This window comes from Aquimarina litoralis (assembly GCF_039523995.1).
GTDB lineage: Bacteria > Bacteroidota > Bacteroidia > Flavobacteriales > Flavobacteriaceae > Aquimarina > Aquimarina litoralis.
In genome coordinates this window covers 194,442-213,921 of sequence record NZ_BAAAGE010000004.1, presented here as the reverse complement: position 1 = coordinate 213,921, position 19,480 = coordinate 194,442, and the positions used below count along the sequence as shown (strand labels likewise).

Here is a 19,480-nt window from a genome sequence, read left to right as displayed (position 1 = left end):
CTTTAACTTTAAATCAGTAAACTCCTCATTTTATGGGGAGTTTTTTTATTAATTCATCAGAAAAATGTAAATTACTTGCTCTTTTTGTAATTTTTTACCCAATTTATTATGCGTGCATAATAAATTTTTCTTACCTTTACAGCATAACAAATTTTCTGAATGAGAGAAAAAACAATTGATTATGCACTCCGCGCTACATGGATGGCTGTAGCCAAGATGTACAACGAGGAAGCAAGTAAAAAAGGAAGTACTATGGCAACCGGATTTGCTTTAATAAGCATTGATCCCGAAAATGGAACACCATCTACTTCTTTAGGCCCAAAAATGGGTATGGAAGCCACTAGTCTATCAAGAACTTTGAAAACCATGGAAGAAAAAGGATTGATCTTCAGAAAGAAAAATCCTCAAGATGGACGTGGAGTATTAATCTATCTAACTCCTTTTGGGTTAGAAATGAGAAACTTTTCTAAAGACGTAGTATTTACTTTCGATCATGCTGTACGAAAGCATGTTCCTAAAGAGAAACTTGATACTTTCTTAGAGGTTTTTCAAATGATTAATGATCTCATAGCTACAAAGAAAATTTACACGAATAAAGAATCTATAACATCTTAACAACCAGAAGTTAAAAAAATGAAAAGAGTCATTAAAAAAGTTGCAGTCGTTGGTTCAGGAATAATGGGCTCAGGTATTGCGTGTCATTTCGCCAATATCGGTGTCGAAGTACTATTATTAGATATCGTACCAAGAGAATTAAACGACAAAGAAAAGGCAAAAGGCCTTACACTAGAAAGTAAAGTGGTTCGTAACAGGTTAGTAAATGATTCACTAACTGCCGCTCTTAAATCCAAACCTTCACCAATATACAGTCAAAAATTTGCTGCTCGTATCACTACCGGAAACCTGGAAGATGATATCGCAAAAGTTGCTGATGTAGACTGGATTATAGAGGTTGTCGTAGAAAGACTTGATATTAAGAAACAAGTTTTTGAAAATTTAGAAAAGTATAGAACACCAGGAACCTTAATTACTTCTAATACTTCTGGTATTCCAATTAAATTTATGAATGAAGGAAGAAGTGAAGATTTCCAAAAGCATTTTTGTGGAACGCACTTCTTTAACCCTGCTAGATACCTAAAATTATTCGAAATCATTCCTGGACCAAACACTTCATCTGAAGTACTTGAGTTCTTAAATGGATATGGAGAGCAATACTTGGGTAAAACTTCAGTTGTAGCAAAAGATACACCTGCTTTTATCGGTAACCGTATTGGTATCTTTAGTATCATGAGTTTATTCCATATGGTAAAAGAGATGGGATTAACTATAGAAGAAGTAGACAAATTAACTGGTCCAGTAATAGGACGCCCAAAATCTGCAACGTTCAGAACTGTAGATGTGGTTGGTCTTGACACCTTAGTTCACGTGGCAAATGGTATTGCTGATAACTGCCCGGATGATGAACGCCATGAATTATTTAAACTTCCTGATTTCATCAATACCATGATGGAAAATAAATGGTTAGGAAGCAAAACAAAACAAGGATTCTATAAAAAACACGTTTCTCCAGAAGGAAAAAAGGATATCCTTTCTTTAGATCTTGACACTTTAGAATATAGAGAAAAGAAAAGAGCTTCCTTTGCTACTTTAGAAATGACAAAAACTATTGACAAAGTAGTAGATCGTTTTAAAGTATTAGTAGCAGGAAAGGATAAAGCTGGAGAGTTTTATCGTAAAAACTTAGCTGCTCTTTTTGCTTACGTATCTAATCGTATTCCTGAAATCACAGATGACCTTTATAAGATTGATGACGCTATGAAAGCTGGTTTTGGTTGGGAACATGGACCTTTCCAGATCTGGGATGCCGTAGGCGTTGAAAAAGGAATCGAAATGATGAAGGCAGAAGGATATGAGCCAGCTGCTTGGGTAAATGATATGATCGCTTCAGGAAGTACTTCTTTCTATACTGTAAAAGAAGGTGCTACTTATTACTATGATATTCCTAAAAAAGAACAAGTAAAAGTTCCAGGACAAGATGCATTTATCATCTTAGATAATATCCGTAAATCCACAGAAGTTTTCAAAAACAGTGGTGTTGTAGTTGAAGATCTTGGAGATGGAATCCTAAACGTAGAATTCCAAAGTAAGATGAACACTATCGGTGGAGATGTGCTTGCAGGATTAAATAAAGCTATCGATATTGCCGAAAAGGATTTCCAAGGATTAGTAGTTGGTAATCAAGCAGCTAATTTCTCTGTAGGAGCTAACATTGGAATGATCTTTATGATGGCTGTTGAGCAAGAATATGACGAATTGAATATGGCAGTAAAATACTTCCAAGATTCTATGATGCGTATGCGTTACTCAGCTATCCCAACAGTAGTTGCTCCTCACGGAATGGCATTAGGTGGTGGATGTGAAATTTCACTTCATGCCGATAAAGTTGTAGCTGCAGCAGAAACCTATATGGGATTAGTAGAATTCGGAGTTGGTGTAATTCCTGGTGGTGGTGGATCCAAGGAGATGGCACTAAGAGCATCGGATCTTTTTAGAAAAGATGATGTAGAGCTAAATGTTCTTCAGGAGCACTTCTTAACTATCGGAATGGCAAAAGTATCGACTTCTGCTTACGAAGCATTTGATACGAATCTTCTTCAAAAAGGAAAAGATATCGTAGTAGTTAATAAAGATCGTCAGATTGCTACTGCTAAAGCATATGCTAAATTAATGGCTGAGCAAGGATATACACAGCCAGTGAAAAGAAAAGATGTAAAAGTCCTTGGTAAACAAGCACTAGGAATGTTCTTAGTAGGTACAGATTCTATGGAAGCTAGTAAATACATCTCAGAACATGATCATAAAATAGCAAATAAACTAGGATACGTAATGGCTGGTGGAGATTTATCCGAACCAACTTTCGTGACAGAACAATATTTGTTAGATCTAGAACGCGAAGCTTTCTTATCATTATGTACAGAACGCAAAACGTTAGAGCGTATAGAACACATGCTTAAAAAAGGTAAACCTTTAAGAAACTAGCATTAAGTAATTAGATTACAAGATTGCAAGGTTATCAACTATCCTATCAATCTAAAAATCAAATAATCTAAAAATCCATAAAGAAATGAAAACCGCATATATAGTAAAAGCATATAGAACAGCCGTAGGAAAAGCACCTCGCGGAGTGTTCAGATTTAAAAGAACTGATGAGTTAGCTGCTGAGACAATTCAGCACATGATGAAAGAACTTCCTCAACTAGATAAGAGTCGTATCGACGATGTGATCGTAGGAAATGCGATGCCAGAAGGATCACAAGGATTAAACATGGCACGTTTAATTTCATTAATGGGATTAGAATCGATAGATGTACCAGGAGTAACTGTTAATAGATTTTGTTCTTCAGGAATAGAAACTATTGGTATGGCTACTGCAAAAATACAAGCTGGAATGGCAGACTGTATTATTGCAGGAGGTGCAGAAAGTATGAGTTCTGTTCCCATGACAGGATATAAGACTGAATTAAACTATGATTTAGCAAAATCTGGTCATGAAGATTATTATTGGGGAATGGGAAATACTGCCGAAGCTGTTGCGAATCAGTTTAAGGTTTCTAGAGAGGATCAAGATGAGTTCGCTTACAATTCTCATATGAAAGCTTTAAAAGCACAGGCAGAAAATCGTTTCCAAGATCAAATCGTTCCAATCAATGTAGAGCAAATTTACGTTGACGAAAATGGTAAAAAAGCATCTAAATCATATACCGTAACTAAAGACGAAGGACCACGTGCTGGAACAAGCAAAGAAGTATTAGGAAAACTACGTCCTGTATTTGCTGCTGGTGGTAGTGTTACCGCTGGAAACTCTTCACAGATGAGTGATGGTGCTGCTTTTGTAATGGTAATGAGCGAAGACATGGTAAAAGAACTTAATCTAGAACCAATTGCTAGATTAGTAAACTATGCTGCTGCAGGTGTAGAACCAAGAATTATGGGTATTGGTCCTGTAAAAGCTATTCCTAAAGCATTAAAACAAGCAGGTCTTAAGCAAGACGATATAGAACTTATTGAACTTAACGAAGCATTTGCATCACAATCCTTAGCGGTTATGCGCGAACTTAATATTAATCAGGATATAGTAAACGTAAACGGAGGAGCCATCGCTTTAGGACATCCTCTTGGATGTACAGGAGCTAAACTTTCTGTTCAGCTATTTGATGAAATGCGTAAACGTGATATGAAAGGAAAATACGGAATGGTAACCATGTGTGTTGGAACTGGACAAGGTGCTGCAGGTATTTTTGAATTTTTGAATTAAAAAAACTAGAATAAAGAAATAACACTAATAAAATGAGTACAGAAACTTTAAATAAAGACATTCTTAGAGGAGGACAATTCCTTGTTAAAGAAACGAAAGCTGAAGATGTATTTACTCCAGAAGATTTTTCTGAAGAGCAAAAGATGATGCGTGATAGTACTAAAGAATTCGTTGATCGCGAACTTTGGGCACACTGGGAAAGATTTGAATCAAAAGATTATGCTTTTACAGAGGAATGTATGAAGAAAGCTGGTGAGCTTGGTCTTCTTGGTGTAGCAGTTCCTGAAGCGTATGGTGGACTGGGAATGGGATTTGTTTCTACGATGTTAGTATGTGATTACATTTCTGGTGCTACAGGATCGTTTAGTACTGCATTTGGAGCACATACTGGTATTGGTACTATGCCAATTACATTATATGGTAATGAAGAACAAAAACAAAAATATGTTCCTAAATTAGCTTCTGGTGAGTGGTTTGGAGCGTACTGTCTTACGGAGCCAGGTGCTGGTTCTGATGCAAACTCTGGTAAAACAAAAGCTGTATTATCAGAAGATGGATCACACTACCTAATTTCTGGTCAAAAAATGTGGATCTCTAATGCAGGATTCTGTAATGTATTTATCGTATTTGCTCGTATCGGAGATGATAAAAACATCACCGGATTTATCGTAGAAAATGATCCTTCTAATGGAATTTCATTAGGTGATGAAGAGAAGAAATTAGGAATCCACTCCTCTTCTACTCGTCAGGTATTCTTTAGCGACACTAAAGTTCCTGTAGAAAATATGTTATCCGAAAGAGGAAACGGATTTAAAATTGCAATGAATGCATTAAATGTTGGGCGTATCAAATTAGCAGCAGCTTGTTTAGATGCACAACGTAGAGTAATTGGTGAAGCTACAAAATATGCTAATGAGCGTATTCAGTTTAAGACTCCAATTATGAACTTTGGAGCGATCAAAGCTAAAATTGCTGAAATGGCTACCAATACCTATGCAGATGAATCTGCTTCTTATAGAGCTGCTAAAAATATCGAAGATAGAATTGCTATCCGTCAAGCGGAAGGAAATACACACCAAGAAGCTGAATTAAAAGGAGTTGAAGAATACGCGATTGAGTGTTCTATTTTAAAAGTTGCAGTTTCTGAAGACGTTCAGAATACTACTGATGAAGGTATCCAGATTTTTGGTGGAATGGGATTCTCTGCAGATACTCCTATGGAATCTGCTTGGAGAGATGCTCGTATTTCTCGTATCTATGAAGGTACTAACGAAATCAACAGAATGTTAGCTGTTGGAATGTTAGTAAAGAAAGCAATGAAAGGACATGTGGATCTATTAGGGCCAGCAATGAAAGTTGCTGATGAACTAACAGGAATTCCTTCTTTCGATACTCCAGATTATTCTGTATTATTTTCTGAAGAAAAAGAGATCATTGCTAAACTTAAGAAAGTATTCTTAATGGTAGCTGGTTCTGCTGTTCAGAAATTCGGTCCACAATTAGAAGAGCACCAACAATTATTGATGGCTGCTTCAGATATTCTTATCGAAATATATATGGCTGAATCTACCATCTTACGTACAGAGAAAAATGCTAAGCGTTTTGGAGAAGATTCTCAGGAAATCCAGATCGCTATGTCTCAATTATACTTATACAATGCGGTAGATATTATTATCAAGAAAGGAAAAGAAGCGATCGTTTCTTTTGCTGAAGGTGATGAGCAGCGTATGATGCTTATGGGACTTAAGCGTTTTACTAAATATGCAAACCAACCTAATGTGGTTGCATTAAGAACTAAAATTGCAGATAAAGTAGCCGCAGAAAACGGATACTGCTTCTAATAATAACTTTAATATATCCTATCCTAAGGATTAAAACTAGGAAAGTTGTTTAATTTTGATTTAATAGACCGCCTTTCTGTTGGGGAAAGGCGGTTTTTTATTGGTTATAATTATATAATTATCCTCTACAACCACGGATCACACCAAAAAGGAAGTCATCAGCAGCTTGTCCATACTCATCTCCACAATTTCTATCAAAAGGATTCGTACTTCCTCCAAGCACTCTTCCACATTGATCATGATCTAAACAATCTTTAGTCCAAGCACTGGCAATAGTAAAAATTCCAGGGCATCCAGATCCACAACGTCCCAAGCAACGTTCCCCATTAACTAGTTTTCGATCACTAAAGGATTGTCCATTGTTATCATCATATTCGGCTGTAACATAGGTGTTCTTTCTAATACAGGTAATACCTTCATCATTACCTTTCGACAAGTTTGTTTGAGAACCTTTTATTACGATTTTCTCGTAACGATAATTATTCGGGGATTTCGCCCAATACTCTAATAATCGTAATAAGGTAAACTCCGCCATTGTAAAATTATCTACAGAACCATCTTTAAATAAATACATTGATAACTCTTCTCCTAACATCAATAGCGTCTCTTTTTCTTTGGTAGAAAGCATTACATTTTTTCCATCAATTTCAATAAACTCATTACTGTAATCTATTGAAGCTGTAATTCTTACATCATTAATAGAAACTTTAACCTGATAATAATTTAAATCTTTACTGGTTACCTTATAACCAATCTGAAAGCCATTTAGTTCTTTATTCCCTTCTAAATGATCTTCTTGGTGTACTTCTAGACCAAGTACTTCTTTTGTTTGTATATCTTCTTGTTTATCACAGGAAAATAGTACTAATAAAAACGAAAAACATAATCCGTAAAATCTAAAATGAATTTTCATAATAAAATATATTTAAGTTGGTTCCTTAAAGATACCCTAGTAAAATCCTTTGAGTACAAAGAAAATATTATGAAAACATTAATCTATTATAACGTATAGACAATCTTTAATTTTAGACCTAAAGCTTCTAAACCTATGATTTCTAGAAGATACGAAGGATGCAGCAAAAAGCAGTACGTACTGGTAAAATCCTAAAAATTACCGAAATACTATAAAAAATTGTTAATTATGGCTTGTTTCTCAATATATTATGTGAAATAGTAAGAATTTATCAACACGAAAACGTTGTAGTAACTTTTCGAAACTCAAAAATTGAATATTTCGTAATAACTTAGTGGAAATTTAACACAAGAAACACTTTTACAAACTAAAATTTACGAATTATGAAAACAATTTCACCTCCTCCGAAAATTTCTAAATTGTTTGAGCTACTCTAATTAAACAAACTTTTCTTTTAAATATTCAGTCAGGAAAACAAGAATTAATTTCTAAAATTAAGATTGCCGAGAAAAAATTACTTACTACTTGTCTTTATAACTAATATGTCATCAGTCGAATAATTACCAAAAAGACTATTAATTTGAAATTTCTTTAAAGCAGCGTAGCTTAAAGTGTTACAGTTATTACTATTTCAAATAGATATCACTAGCACATTATTAATCTCTTCAGGCTCTTTTTTCCGACAGCGAAAATTTGAGAAAAACACAAATTTACTTACGTATTTAAAACCTCCGTTCTCATTAAAGAACACAAAAAATCTTATGAAATGAAAAGAAAAACCCTTTTTAAAATTTTAGTAAGCTTCTTATGTTGCTTCCCGCTTATGCAGATGCAAGCACAAGATGAAGACGTAATGTTCCAAGCTTTTGATTGGAATGTTCAAAATCAACCTGCTGGTCAAACTTGGTATGATGTAGTAACAAGTGTAAGTAGCACGATTAGCGATGCTGGTATTGATTTGATATGGATGCCTCCACCAAGTAACTCTGCAGCTCCACAAGGATATCTTCCAAGAGAACTTTATAATTTTAATAGTGCCTACGGTACAGAAGCACAATTGAGAAATCTAATCAACCAGTATCACTCTCAGGATGTAAGAGTAATTAGTGATATTGTAATTAATCATAGAGTTGGTAGCAATGACGCTGTTACTTTTACCAATCCTGCTTGGCCAACGTATTTTATTACCGCCGATGATGAAGGTAGAAATTTTGTAAACTTTCCTGTTAATTTTAGTATCAATGGTGATTTCGTACCTGGTAATGCTCTAAAAGCAGATGGATCTGGTGGTGGATTTGCAGCTGCAAGGGATTTAGATCATGAAAATCCAGAAGTACGACAAGAAATCATCGCCTGGATGAATTTCCTAAGAAATGATTTAGGTTTCGATGGTTGGAGATATGATTTCGTACATGGATATAATCCAATATACAACAAAGAATATAACGATGCTACAAATCCTTATTTTGCTGTGGGAGAATTACTAGAAAGTAGCAGAGTACAAACCAATAACTTTGTAAACTGGACGCAAGGATCTTCATCCGCATTTGACTTTAACACTAAGGTAAGTCTTCAAAATGCGCTAAGAGATAATAATTTATCTTACCTAAGAGACTTTTCTGGTAATCCATCTGGAATGATCGGAATCAACCCAACAAAATCCGTAACTTTTTTAGATAATCATGACACTGGAGAAGCGCAACAATGTTGTGGATCTAATTTTGTATTTCCTGGAGGAGAAACCAATTTAAGAAAAGGATATGCCTACATTTTAACACACCCAGGGAATCCAATGGTATTCTGGACACACTTCTTTGATGCTGGAGCTGGAGTACAAAATGCAATTAGAGATTTAATTGCTATTAGAAAAGATGTAAGAGTATTTGCGGGATCTTCTATTAACATTGCGGAAGCAAGAAATGACCTATATGCAGCTTATATCGATGGACGAAATGGAACTATCGCCATGAAATTAGGAAGTGGTAATTGGTCTCCTAATGGAAGTGGATGGACTCTAAGAACTTCTGGAAGCGATTATGCTGTTTGGACACAAGGTGGTGGAGATAATACAGGTGGTGGAGATACTGTAGCTCCTTTTACTGTTAATTTCAAAAAACCGTCTAATTGGGGAAACAACATCAATGCTTATTTCTTTGATGCTTCAGCTAATGCAACAATTCCTGGAACTGCTGGTTGGCCAGGACAACAGATGACCAACATCTCTGGTACTCCTTGGTATTCTTATACATTAACACCACCGGCTGGAGTATCTGCTGGTAACATCAGAGTAATCTTTAACGATGGAAGTAATCAAACTGGAGATTTATCCAGAAGTACAGACGGTTGGTATACCAATGGTACTTGGTCAGATACTTGCCCATCTGACTGTAGCTCATCTGGAGGAGGATCTAATGATGTTACATTAAACTTCCAAAAACCTAGTAGTGGATGGGGTACTAACGCTAACTTATATCTGTTCAACAGAGCCACAAACCAAACATTAGCCGGAACGCCGGGATGGCCAGGAGATACAATGACAAATTTAAGTGGAACTTCTTGGGCAAGAAAAACATTTACGATACCCAATGGAGTATCCGCAAATGATATAGGAGTTGTATTCAATAATGGAAATGGTCAACAAACTGTAGACCTAACCAGAGGCACAGATGGATGGTTTACCGTTACCGGAAGTAGTAGCGGACAAAGAACAGGGACTTGGTCTGCAAATTGTCCGAATAACTGTCCTTCTACAAGAGCACTAGAATTAGCAGGTGAAGCTGATAAAGGAAATAGTTCGATAATAGAAACAGACGTTACGCTGTGGCCAAATCCTGTGAGAGAAAGAGGAACCCTAAGTGTTAATACTCAAGAAAACGGTGTCTTAAGTGTATCCATTTCGAATATTTTAGGTCAGACGAAAACAATTTATAGCCAAAGTACCTTAAAAGGAAATCAAACTATTGAGATAAACGCTAATGATATGCGTGAATCTGGAATATATTTCTGTACGGTAACTCTTAATGGAACGAAACTGAAAAGAATTAAAATTGTAAAACAATAATTTTTTTTGTCCTAATTACTTACCATCATATCATATATCGATATGTCAGTCAAAAAGCGGTCGTTTGAAGTAAACGACCGCTTTTTTATGATTAGAATTCACCCTTTTCCTTTAAGTTAATTATCCTCGGTTCAAATCTTAGAGCATTTAAATATTGATTATCGACTTTACAAAATCTTAACTTTTATAGATTCCTCGAAAACGAGTGAATGTTTTTAATATCTTTCCGATCCTGTTAAGTTTAAATTCAATAACTATAAATAATAATCTTGTGAAAAAAATAGTCTTCTTACTTTCATTAATCTTAATCATTTCTTGCAAAAAAAAGGAAAACAATAATTCAGATAAAACAATTGCTGATAGTACAGAACAACCTGCAGAAATTGCTAAAAAAGAAAAAAAAGACCATCAGCTAAGAAATATAAAGAAGGCAGAAATTACTCCTACTATAGACGGCGATATGAATGATCCTATTTGGAACGAAACCAAATGGTATCCTATGGATCAAAATTGGATAGGAGAATTTCCAGATGTCAACGATTTCTTTGGACGCTATAAAATGACATGGACACCAGAAGCACTCTATATTTTAGTAGAAATAAAAGATGATGTATTATATGATCAATATAAAGATCCTTTAAAACTTTGGTGGGATGATGATTGTGTAGAAATTTTTATAGATGCTGATAATTCTGGAGGTGAACACCAATATAATAATAATGCATTTGCATATCATGTAGCATTAGATGGTAATGTGGTAGATTTAGATGCCAGTAAAAAACCTCTTTTATACAACAATCATGTAAAAATGAAGCGTAAGACAGATGGTGATGTTACTGTTTGGGAATTCGAAATGATTGTATTTGATGATACCTATGAAGAAGGGAAAGCTAATGATCCTGTTGTATTATCTAAAGATCAAAAACTAGGTTTTGCCATTGCATACAATGATAACGATGCGAGTAAAGAAAGAGAAAACTTTATGGGTTCTGTTTTTGTACCAGGAGAAGATAAAAACCAAGGTTGGATCAATGCAGATATCTTTGGCACTATTGTTTTAGTAGAATAACATTTTTTATAAACTACAAATACAAGATGCTATTTGAGATCTTGTATTTGTAGTATTTCTATTCTATTTTTTAGCTTTCCGAAAAATTCACTGCAGTTTCTATTAATGCTAGATGAGAGTATGCTTGTGGAAAATTACCAAGTAATCTTTTAGATTTAAAATCTATATCCTCACTAAACAACCCTAAATGGTTACTGTAGGATAATAATTGGTCAAACATTTTACGGGCCTTTTCCTTCTCTCCTATTTTGTTTAAACTATTTATAAACCAAAAACTACAGATTGTAAATGAAGAGGAAGGCAATCCAAAATCATCTTTATTCTTATATCTATATAGTAATCCATCATTACATAATTCTCGTTCCGTAGCTTTTACTGTATTCACAAATCTCGGATCTTTTGCTTCTATAAATCCATAGGACTCCATTAATAAAGTAGAAGCATCTAGGTCAGGCGACCCATAAGATTGTGTATACGCTTGCACCTCTTCATTCCAAGCATTCTCATATATATCATTATAAATTCGATCTCTCAGTTCTTTCCACCTTTCATTATTGTTAGTTTTACCTATTAATTCTCCTATTTTGATAGCTCTATCCACAGCTACCCAACAAAGTAGTTTGGAAAATGTAAAATGTCGTTCTTCTGTTCTAAATTCCCAAATACCTTTATCAGGCTTTTCCCAGTTTACATTTACAATATGTACAATACTTTTACTAATAGTCCATAAACTTTCGCTATCATCTACAGCAGCATCAAACTTTACAAACTGTTGATAAATTACATTCATTAAGATACCATAGATATCATTTTGTTTTTGGTGAAAAGCTGCATTTCCGATTCGAACTGGACTAGAATTTTTATAACCGCTAAGATGATCAAGTGTTTTTTCCGTAAGATCCTTCTCTCCATTAATTCCATACATAATCTGAATCTTTTCGTCCTTATCAGGTATGATATCAATTATAAATCTTAGAAAGCGTTGTGCTACTTGTTTATGCCCAAGATCTGAAATCACTTTTATCACCATAGAGGCATCCCTAATCCAACAGAAACGATAATCCCAATTTCGTACCTCTCCTATAGTTTCTGGTAACGAAGTAGTTGCAGCCGCTAATACAGCTCCTGACTTTTCATAACTCAATAATTTAAGCACTAAAGCACTTCTTAAGATTTCCTGATTATACAAATTATAAGAGGTCGTTTTTTCGCTCCAATCCATCCAATAAACTCGTGTCCTTTGTAGTTTAAGATAACAAAGTTCTAATGATTGTTTCAAAATCTTTTCGTGATAGCTTATCAAAAAATAAGCGTTATCAGTCAATGTAATTTCTTCAGAATTCAGAATGGTTTCTAAATCAAGATCAGAGTATAGATATAAGGTGTCATACTTATCTTTATCTGTGATACTTTTAATATAATTTTCCGTTACTTTTGAATAGGTATCCTCTTTTGCATATTCCAACTTTGGGTCATATTTTATTCTAAAAGTTGGCTTTCCTGAAATTAACTTAATATACCTAATGATATCCGCAGGGGCATGATAAGAACCATCTTCATTCTGATATCGCGGCATAAAATCGATACTTTCAAAAACATCCGTTCCATTATTATATTCCGTTACCAGAATATTTGTTTTAATGATATATTTCTGAGAAATCTTATAATCATCACTCACTAAAATTTCGAAAGTTCCTCCTTTATCTTCATCCAGAATTTTTGCAAAAACTGATGACGAATCAAAATTAGGAAGACAACACCAATCAATAGCTCCCTTTTTTGAAATTAACGCTGCGCTCTTACAATTTCCAATAATTCCGTAGTCCAAATTATTCATATAATTTCAAGTTCTTTTAAATAAACGTACCTTTATTCGCTGAACCGAAATTTAATCAATCAAAATTAGTCAACCAACTTTCACCAAGCTTTATGAGTAAAACTATCATAATCTCAAATCGACTGCCTTTACAATTAGAAATTGACAATAATTCCATTAATACGATACCAAGTGTTGGAGGATTAGCAACAGGAATGAAATCTGTTCATTCTGGAAGTGATAGTATTTGGATCGGTTGGAGTGGTCTTACTGAAGAACAATTAGACGATAATAAAAGAATTTTGGTAAAAAATGCATTGACAAAACATCAATGTGTTGGAGTTCCATTAACTTCTGAAGAAATCGATGGATTTTATTATGGTTTTAGTAATAATACTTTATGGCCATTATTTCATTATTTCATGGAATATACCGAGTTTGAGAAAGATAGTTGGAATATATATCAATCTGTAAATCAAAAATTTGCGGATATTGTCATCGAAAATCTTGATGAAAATGATACTATTTGGGTACACGATTATCAACTACTATTGTTACCCGAAATGATCCGAAAAAAGAAACCGAATGTAACTATAGGATTCTTTTTGCATATTCCTTTTCCTTCATATGAAGTATTTAGAACAATTCCTTGCAGAAAAGAAATACTAAAAGGATTATTAGGAGCCGATTTAGTTGGGTTTCATACGTATGATTATGAACGACATTTTCTAAGTTCTGCTCAGAGAATTTTAGGATTAGAAATTAACTTTAACAATGTACAGCTTGATAACAGAATTGTTAAAGTAGATTCTTTCCCTATGGGTATTGATTATCAAAAGTTTCATGATGCCGCTACCTTACATAATGAAAAGGAAAAACAGGACCAGACAGAAATACAACAAAAAATAGATGAGCACCTTGCAGATGGAGATCGTGCAAAACTCATTTTATCCATAGATAGACTTGATTACACAAAAGGGATTGCCAACAGATTAAGAGCCTTTGAATATTTCTTAGATAAATACCCTCAATTTAGAGGAAAAGCAAGATTAGTAATGCTTGCGGTACCTTCTAGATCTAACGTTCCGCAATATCAACTACTAAAAAATGAAATTGATCAACTGGTAGGTAGAATTAATGGCAAATTCTCGGAAGTAAGCTGGACTCCTATTTGGTATTTTTATCGTTCGATGCCTTTTGAGAATTTAATTGATTTATATACTTCTAGTGAAGTCGCTTTGTTGACTCCGATAAGAGATGGAATGAATCTGGTTGCCAAAGAATACATAGCTTCTAGAGTTGATAAAAAGGGGGTTCTTATCTTAAGTGAAATGACAGGTGCTTCAAAAGAAATGAGCGAAGCACTCATTATCAATCCAAATAATTTTGAAGAAATAGCGGACACGCTAAAGTTTGCTTTAGAGATGCCTGAAGAAGAACAGATAAAAAGAAATACTGCGCTACAAAAGAGATTGAAAAGATATAATGTAGAGAAATGGGCCAAAGATTTCATGGAATCTCTGGAAAACACTAAAACCACAGCTAAAAAGTACTCATTAAAGAAATTAACTCCCGAACTAAAGAAAGATTTATTATCAGATTTCGGAGCTGCAAAAAATCGTATTCTATTTATTGATTATGATGGAACTTTAGCTCCTTTTGAGAAAATTCCTGAAAATGCCAAACCCACTCAAAAAATATTTGATATTTTAGACAGCCTACAAAAAGATAAAAGAAACAAAGTCATATTGATAACTGGTAGAGATAAATTTACTTTCAATAAATGGTTCGGTCATAAAGATTATACTTTAATTACCGAACATGGAGCCTGGTTAAAAGACGTTGATAAAGATTGGGAATTATTAGAAAGAGTAAATAATGATTGGTTTGAGTCCATTGCTCCTGTACTAGAATCGTTTACCGACAGAACACCAGGTTCTCTTATCGAAGAAAAAAATTATTCGTTGGCTTGGCATTTTAGAAATGTAGATCCTGATCTTGGTAAACTAAGATCTATGGAATTAAAAACCACAATACAACACCTCATCGCTAACCATAATCTCGAAATTTTAGAAGGTGATAAGGTATTAGAAATAAAAGTAAGTGGTATTAACAAAGGAAAATCAGCTTGCAAAATGCTTGTAGAAAAAGACTATGATTTTATTTTTGCCATAGGTGATGATTGGACAGATGAATATATGTTCAAAGAATTGCCATCTTCTTCATATACTATTAAAGTAGGATTGAAAAAAACGATTGCCAAATTTTACGTAGAAGATACAAATCAGGTTCATCAATTATTACAAGAACTTAAATAACCAATAATATAAATATTCTGAAACCAAAGATCCATATACTTCCTGTTATTATTATTGCTCAGTTTTTCTGTACGTCTTTGTGGTTTGCAGGAAATGCTGTTATAGATGACTTTGCAGCTCAGTTTAATGTAGGCTTTAATATACTAGGGTATCTTTTATCAACGGTTCAATTTGGTTTTATTATCGGTACGCTCACTTTTGCCCTTTTTACATTGGTAGATCGATTTTCTCCATCAAAAGTATTTATGATTTCAGCAATCTTGGGAGCGCTTTGTAATATCGTGCTATTAATACCCAATATTACTGTTCTTAATGTGCTAACAGCACGATTTGGAACTGGTTTTTTCCTAGCTGGAATTTATCCTGTTGGAATGAAAATAGCCTCCGATTACTACAAAGATGGTTTAGGGAAAGCATTAGGGTATTTGGTAGGTGCTTTAGTTTTGGGTACTGCGCTTCCTCATTTATTAAAAGAACTGTCGTGGAATAGCAATTACAAAATCGTAATCCAATCTACTAGTTTACTAGCCTTACTTGGCGGGTTATTAATTTATTTTTGTATTCCTAATGGTCCTTATAGAAAACCGGTTTCTAAATTACAATTAGGAGTAATCACCGAACTTTTTGGAATTATTAGTTTTAGAAAAGCTGCTTTCGGATACTTCGGTCATATGTGGGAACTTTATGCGTTTTGGGGCTTTGTTCCAGTGCTATTAAAAACTTATGTCGAAAAGCATAGAATAGGGATTCCAATATCTCTATGGTCGTTTACCATCATTGCTATTGGTTTCTTATCTTGTGTTTTGGGTGGTTATATCTCATTGAAAACTGGAAGTAGAAAAGTAGCACGGTATTCACTAATTATTTCTGGGCTTTTTTGCTTAATCTCTCCTCTCCTATTCCAATTACCAGTAGAAATATTCTTAGGCTTATTATGTTTCTGGGGTATGGTGGTGATATCAGATTCTCCTCAGTTTTCGACAATGGTAGCTGGTGCTGCACCTCCAGAACTTAGAGGAACTGGACTTACCATTGTAAATTGTATCGGTTTTGCAATTACGATTATTAGCATTCAATTACTTTCTTATCTAGTCAACCATATGGATTCGATGTATATATTCCTTTTTTTAGGAATTGGTCCACTAATTGGTCTTTATGCTTCTCGAAAACAGTAAACTTGATTTTAAAGTTGATATTTATCAACTCTTAATTATCAGAAATAACTCTTAACAAATACTTAAGAAAATACTTGATATTTACCTGTATTTTAGAAAACAAAACCCATGAGAAACATTCTTTTTTTTGTAATACTATCCCATTTTTTTTTAAGTTCGGCTCAAACAGATACAGAAGTTTATTTATTCGATATTTCAACAGAGAATAATGAACTAAAGCTTACCAATCAAAGAAATATTTCAAACAATCCAGGCTATGATAATCAGCCTTATTTTTATAATGATAATATTGTTTTGTTTTCTTCGACCAGAAATGGACAAACTGATATAGCTGCGTATAATATTAGAGACAATAAAATTGATTGGATTTCTAATACTTTGGAAGGAAGTGAATATTCACCTACTAAAATCCCCAATCAAAAGGCTATTTCGGCTATCAGGTTGGATACCACAGGTAAGCAACTATTATATTCGTATGATTTTGAAACTGGAAAACCTAAGGTATTATTAGAAAATCTTGTAGTTGGATATCACTGTTGGTATGATAAAAATATTATTATTTCTTCTGTATTAGAAGATCAGAGTTTGTCACTGGTGGTTTCTGATTTAAAAAATAAGACGAATACAACTCTCCAAAAGAAAATAGGAAGATCATTACACAAGATTCCAAATTCTAAGTTCATCAGTTACATAAGCAAAGAAAATGAGCAATGGGAAATAAAATCATTAGATCCCATCTCTGGAGAGACAAAAAAAATTATAAATACTATTCCAGGAGCCGAAGACATGTGTTGGTTATTAAATGGAACCATTTTAATGCCTAAAGGAAATATCATTTATAAATTTAATCCAAAAACAGATAAAAATTGGAGCTTGTTTTATACTTCTATAGACCTAGGACTTGGAAATATCACAAGAATCTCTACGAATTCCATTAGCTCTTTATTGTCTGTAGTTTCTGACGTATCACCAGAGCGCATTGTTCAGCAGCAATTAGATGCCTATAATGCTAGAAACATTGATGCCTTTGCTGCTACATACTCAAAAAATGTAAAAGTGTATTACTATCCTAATAAATTAAGTTATGAGGGAATAGATAATCTAAAAAAAGGGTACGCATCCTTTTTTGAGAACACACCAGATCTACACTGTGAAATCAAAAATAGAATTGTTTACGGTAACAAAGTCATTGACGAAGAACTAGTACTCATGAATGGTGAAAAGATAAAAGCTGTAGCAATCTATGAAGTGGAAAATGGTAAAATAGCGAAGGTTACCTTTTTTTAGATATTTTAGATAACAATATTCAAAATGCTAGATAACAATAAAACAAACCATCCACTACGACAACATATTGAAGAAATAGTTCCATTAACGGATAAGGAGTTTGATTTTGTGTTGAGCCATTTTGAAACTACTAAAAAAAGAAAACATCAATATCTAGTACAGGAAGGAGAAATTGTAAAAAAAGAATATTGGATCACCAAAGGTTGCGTTAAAAGTTATTTTCTAAATGAGAATGGTAAAGAACATATTCTTCGCTTTGCCATGGAACATTGGTGGATTACGGATTATGAATCTTTTGTAAAACAAACGCCTTCCAAAATCAATATTGATTGTCTTGAAGATTGTGAGCTCTTATATATAACTTTCGAAAATAGAGATAAACTTACCAGTCAAATGCATAAAATGGAACGTTTTTGGGCCAAAAAGAGTAAGTTTGGTCGAATTGCCCTTCAGCAAAGAATCTTATCTCTTTTAAAAAATTCTACCAAAGAACGATATGATCTACTCCTAGAACAATACCCTCAACTATTTCAAAGAGTTCCTAAAAAACTCATAGCTTCTTACCTTGGTGTTTCTAGAGAAACTTTGAGTAGGCTTGACTCTTAGTACCAAACTAACTTCCTATAAAAACTAATAGAAAAGAAAGTGATATACATCACTTTAAAGTAGTGACTTAGGTCCTTATAAATTCTTCCCTTTCATCTGAACTTTGTAGCATAATCTTAAAAGTATAACAGATGCCTTACATCAATATTAAAGTTACCGATGAACAGGTAACCAAAGAGCAAAAGCGTCAACTAATCGAAGGTGCTACCCAATTGGTTGTAGACGTATTAGACAAAAGTCTTAAAACCACTCACGTGGTTATAGACGAAATCCCTATTGATAATTGGGGATACGACGCAAAACAATATTCAAATTCAAAAAAATTCAAATCATGAAAAACAAAACAGTAATTATTACCGGTGCTTCTACCGGTATAGGAAAAGCCGTTGCCGCTTATTTTATCGAAAGAGAAAGTAATGTAGTCATGAATTCCGCTAATGAGAATAATTTAAAAAATGCATATCACGAACTTGGTTCTCCTGTAAATGCAATCTATTTTGTCGGTGATATCAGCAATCAAAATACAGGAAAAGAACTTGTTCGATTAGCAAAAGAAACATTCGGTTCCGTAGATGTGCTTATCAATAATGCAGGAGTTTTTGCTCCAAAGCCTTTTTTAGAGGTTATAGAAGAAGATTTAGAAAGGTATTAGACTATTAATCTCAAAGGAACTTATTTTACTACGCAAGCTGCAATTAGTGAAATGGTGACACAACAAAATGGTTCCATTATAAATATAGGAACTGTTTTGGTAGAACATGCTATCGGTGGTTTTCCTGCTACAGCTCCTATTACTAGTAAAGGTGCAATACATTCGCTAACCAGACAACTCGCTGCAGAATTTGGAAAAGATAATATTAAAGTAAATACCATTGCTCCAGGTATTATTAGGAGTCCTTTACAAGGAAAAATGGGGATCGCAAATGCGGACAGTTTAGCTGGATTACACTTACTGAATCGTATTGGAGAGGCTGATGAAATTGCTGAAGCGGCCTATTATTTGGCATCTTCTGATTTCATCACGGGTGAAACCATAAATGTTGCTGGAGGTCATACCGTTGGACACACTATTTAAAATT

Annotated in this window: 13 protein-coding genes and 1 pseudogene; 12 read left to right on the top strand and 2 right to left on the bottom strand. The window is 34.0% G+C overall.

Annotated elements, in window-relative coordinates; translation table 11 throughout:
• Positions 1-159 precede the first annotated feature (159 nt).
• The 4 genes from ABD077_RS19950 to ABD077_RS19935 all read left to right on the top strand — a co-directional run bounded on the left by ABD077_RS19950 (position 160) and on the right by ABD077_RS19935 (position 6,156).
• Complete coding sequence (locus tag ABD077_RS19950) at positions 160-615, top strand: MarR family winged helix-turn-helix transcriptional regulator (RefSeq protein ID WP_299607627.1); 456 nt, start codon at positions 160-162, stop codon at positions 613-615.
• An 18-nt stretch (positions 616-633) separates the two neighbouring features.
• Complete coding sequence (locus ABD077_RS19945; RefSeq protein WP_343913996.1) at positions 634-3,039, top strand: 3-hydroxyacyl-CoA dehydrogenase/enoyl-CoA hydratase family protein; 2,406 nt, start codon at positions 634-636, stop codon at positions 3,037-3,039.
• Between the two features lie 85 nt (positions 3,040-3,124).
• Positions 3,125-4,315 (top strand): acetyl-CoA C-acyltransferase, encoded by a 1,191-nt coding sequence (locus ABD077_RS19940; protein ID WP_299899521.1) that lies wholly within the window; start codon positions 3,125-3,127, stop codon positions 4,313-4,315.
• A 32-nt stretch (positions 4,316-4,347) separates the two neighbouring features.
• Complete coding sequence (locus ABD077_RS19935; RefSeq protein ID WP_343913995.1) at positions 4,348-6,156, top strand: acyl-CoA dehydrogenase family protein; 1,809 nt, start codon at positions 4,348-4,350, stop codon at positions 6,154-6,156.
• A 118-nt stretch (positions 6,157-6,274) separates the two neighbouring features.
• Here the strand turns inward: ABD077_RS19935 and ABD077_RS19930 are convergent, their stop codons facing one another.
• Positions 6,275-7,069, bottom strand: coding sequence for a DUF8213 domain-containing protein (locus ABD077_RS19930; RefSeq protein ID WP_343913994.1), 795 nt, complete (start codon positions 7,067-7,069; stop codon positions 6,275-6,277).
• 766 nt (positions 7,070-7,835) lie between these two features.
• Between ABD077_RS19930 and ABD077_RS19925 the strand changes: the two genes are divergently transcribed.
• Together ABD077_RS19925 and ABD077_RS19920 are read left to right on the top strand one after the other, a co-directional pair.
• Complete coding sequence (locus ABD077_RS19925) at positions 7,836-10,130, top strand: starch-binding protein (protein ID WP_343913993.1); 2,295 nt, start codon at positions 7,836-7,838, stop codon at positions 10,128-10,130.
• 271 nt (positions 10,131-10,401) lie between these two features.
• Positions 10,402-11,199 (top strand): sugar-binding protein, encoded by a 798-nt coding sequence (locus tag ABD077_RS19920; RefSeq protein ID WP_343913992.1) that lies wholly within the window; start codon positions 10,402-10,404, stop codon positions 11,197-11,199.
• Between the two features lie 70 nt (positions 11,200-11,269).
• Here the strand turns inward: ABD077_RS19920 and ABD077_RS19915 are convergent, their stop codons facing one another.
• Positions 11,270-13,036: a glycoside hydrolase family 15 protein gene (locus tag ABD077_RS19915; protein WP_343913991.1), complete on the bottom strand. Its 1,767-nt coding sequence runs from the start codon at positions 13,034-13,036 to the stop codon at positions 11,270-11,272.
• 92 nt (positions 13,037-13,128) lie between these two features.
• Between ABD077_RS19915 and ABD077_RS19910 the strand changes: the two genes are divergently transcribed.
• The 6 genes and pseudogenes from ABD077_RS19910 to ABD077_RS19885 all read left to right on the top strand — a co-directional run bounded on the left by ABD077_RS19910 (position 13,129) and on the right by ABD077_RS19885 (position 19,476).
• Positions 13,129-15,333, top strand: coding sequence for a bifunctional alpha,alpha-trehalose-phosphate synthase (UDP-forming)/trehalose-phosphatase (locus ABD077_RS19910; protein ID WP_343913990.1), 2,205 nt, complete (start codon positions 13,129-13,131; stop codon positions 15,331-15,333).
• Entirely contained in the window at positions 15,330-16,508 is a 1,179-nt protein-coding gene (locus ABD077_RS19905; protein ID WP_343914179.1) for an MFS transporter, read from the top strand. The genes ABD077_RS19910 and ABD077_RS19905 overlap by 4 nt, the downstream gene beginning before the upstream one ends.
• Before the next feature lie 108 nt (positions 16,509-16,616).
• A complete protein-coding gene (locus ABD077_RS19900) occupies positions 16,617-17,795 on the top strand; it encodes a nuclear transport factor 2 family protein (RefSeq protein ID WP_343913989.1) in 1,179 nt (392 codons plus the stop codon).
• A gap of 24 nt (positions 17,796-17,819) precedes the next feature.
• The gene (locus tag ABD077_RS19895; RefSeq protein WP_343913988.1) at positions 17,820-18,401 is read left to right on the top strand and encodes a Crp/Fnr family transcriptional regulator; all 582 of its coding nucleotides are present in this window, start codon (positions 17,820-17,822) and stop codon (positions 18,399-18,401) included.
• Between the two features lie 131 nt (positions 18,402-18,532).
• Positions 18,533-18,736, top strand: coding sequence for a tautomerase family protein (locus tag ABD077_RS19890; protein WP_343913987.1), 204 nt, complete (start codon positions 18,533-18,535; stop codon positions 18,734-18,736).
• A pseudogene (locus ABD077_RS19885) lies at positions 18,733-19,476 on the top strand (SDR family NAD(P)-dependent oxidoreductase). The gene ABD077_RS19890 and the pseudogene ABD077_RS19885 overlap by 4 nt, the downstream one beginning before the upstream one ends.
• Positions 19,477-19,480 lie beyond the last annotated feature (4 nt).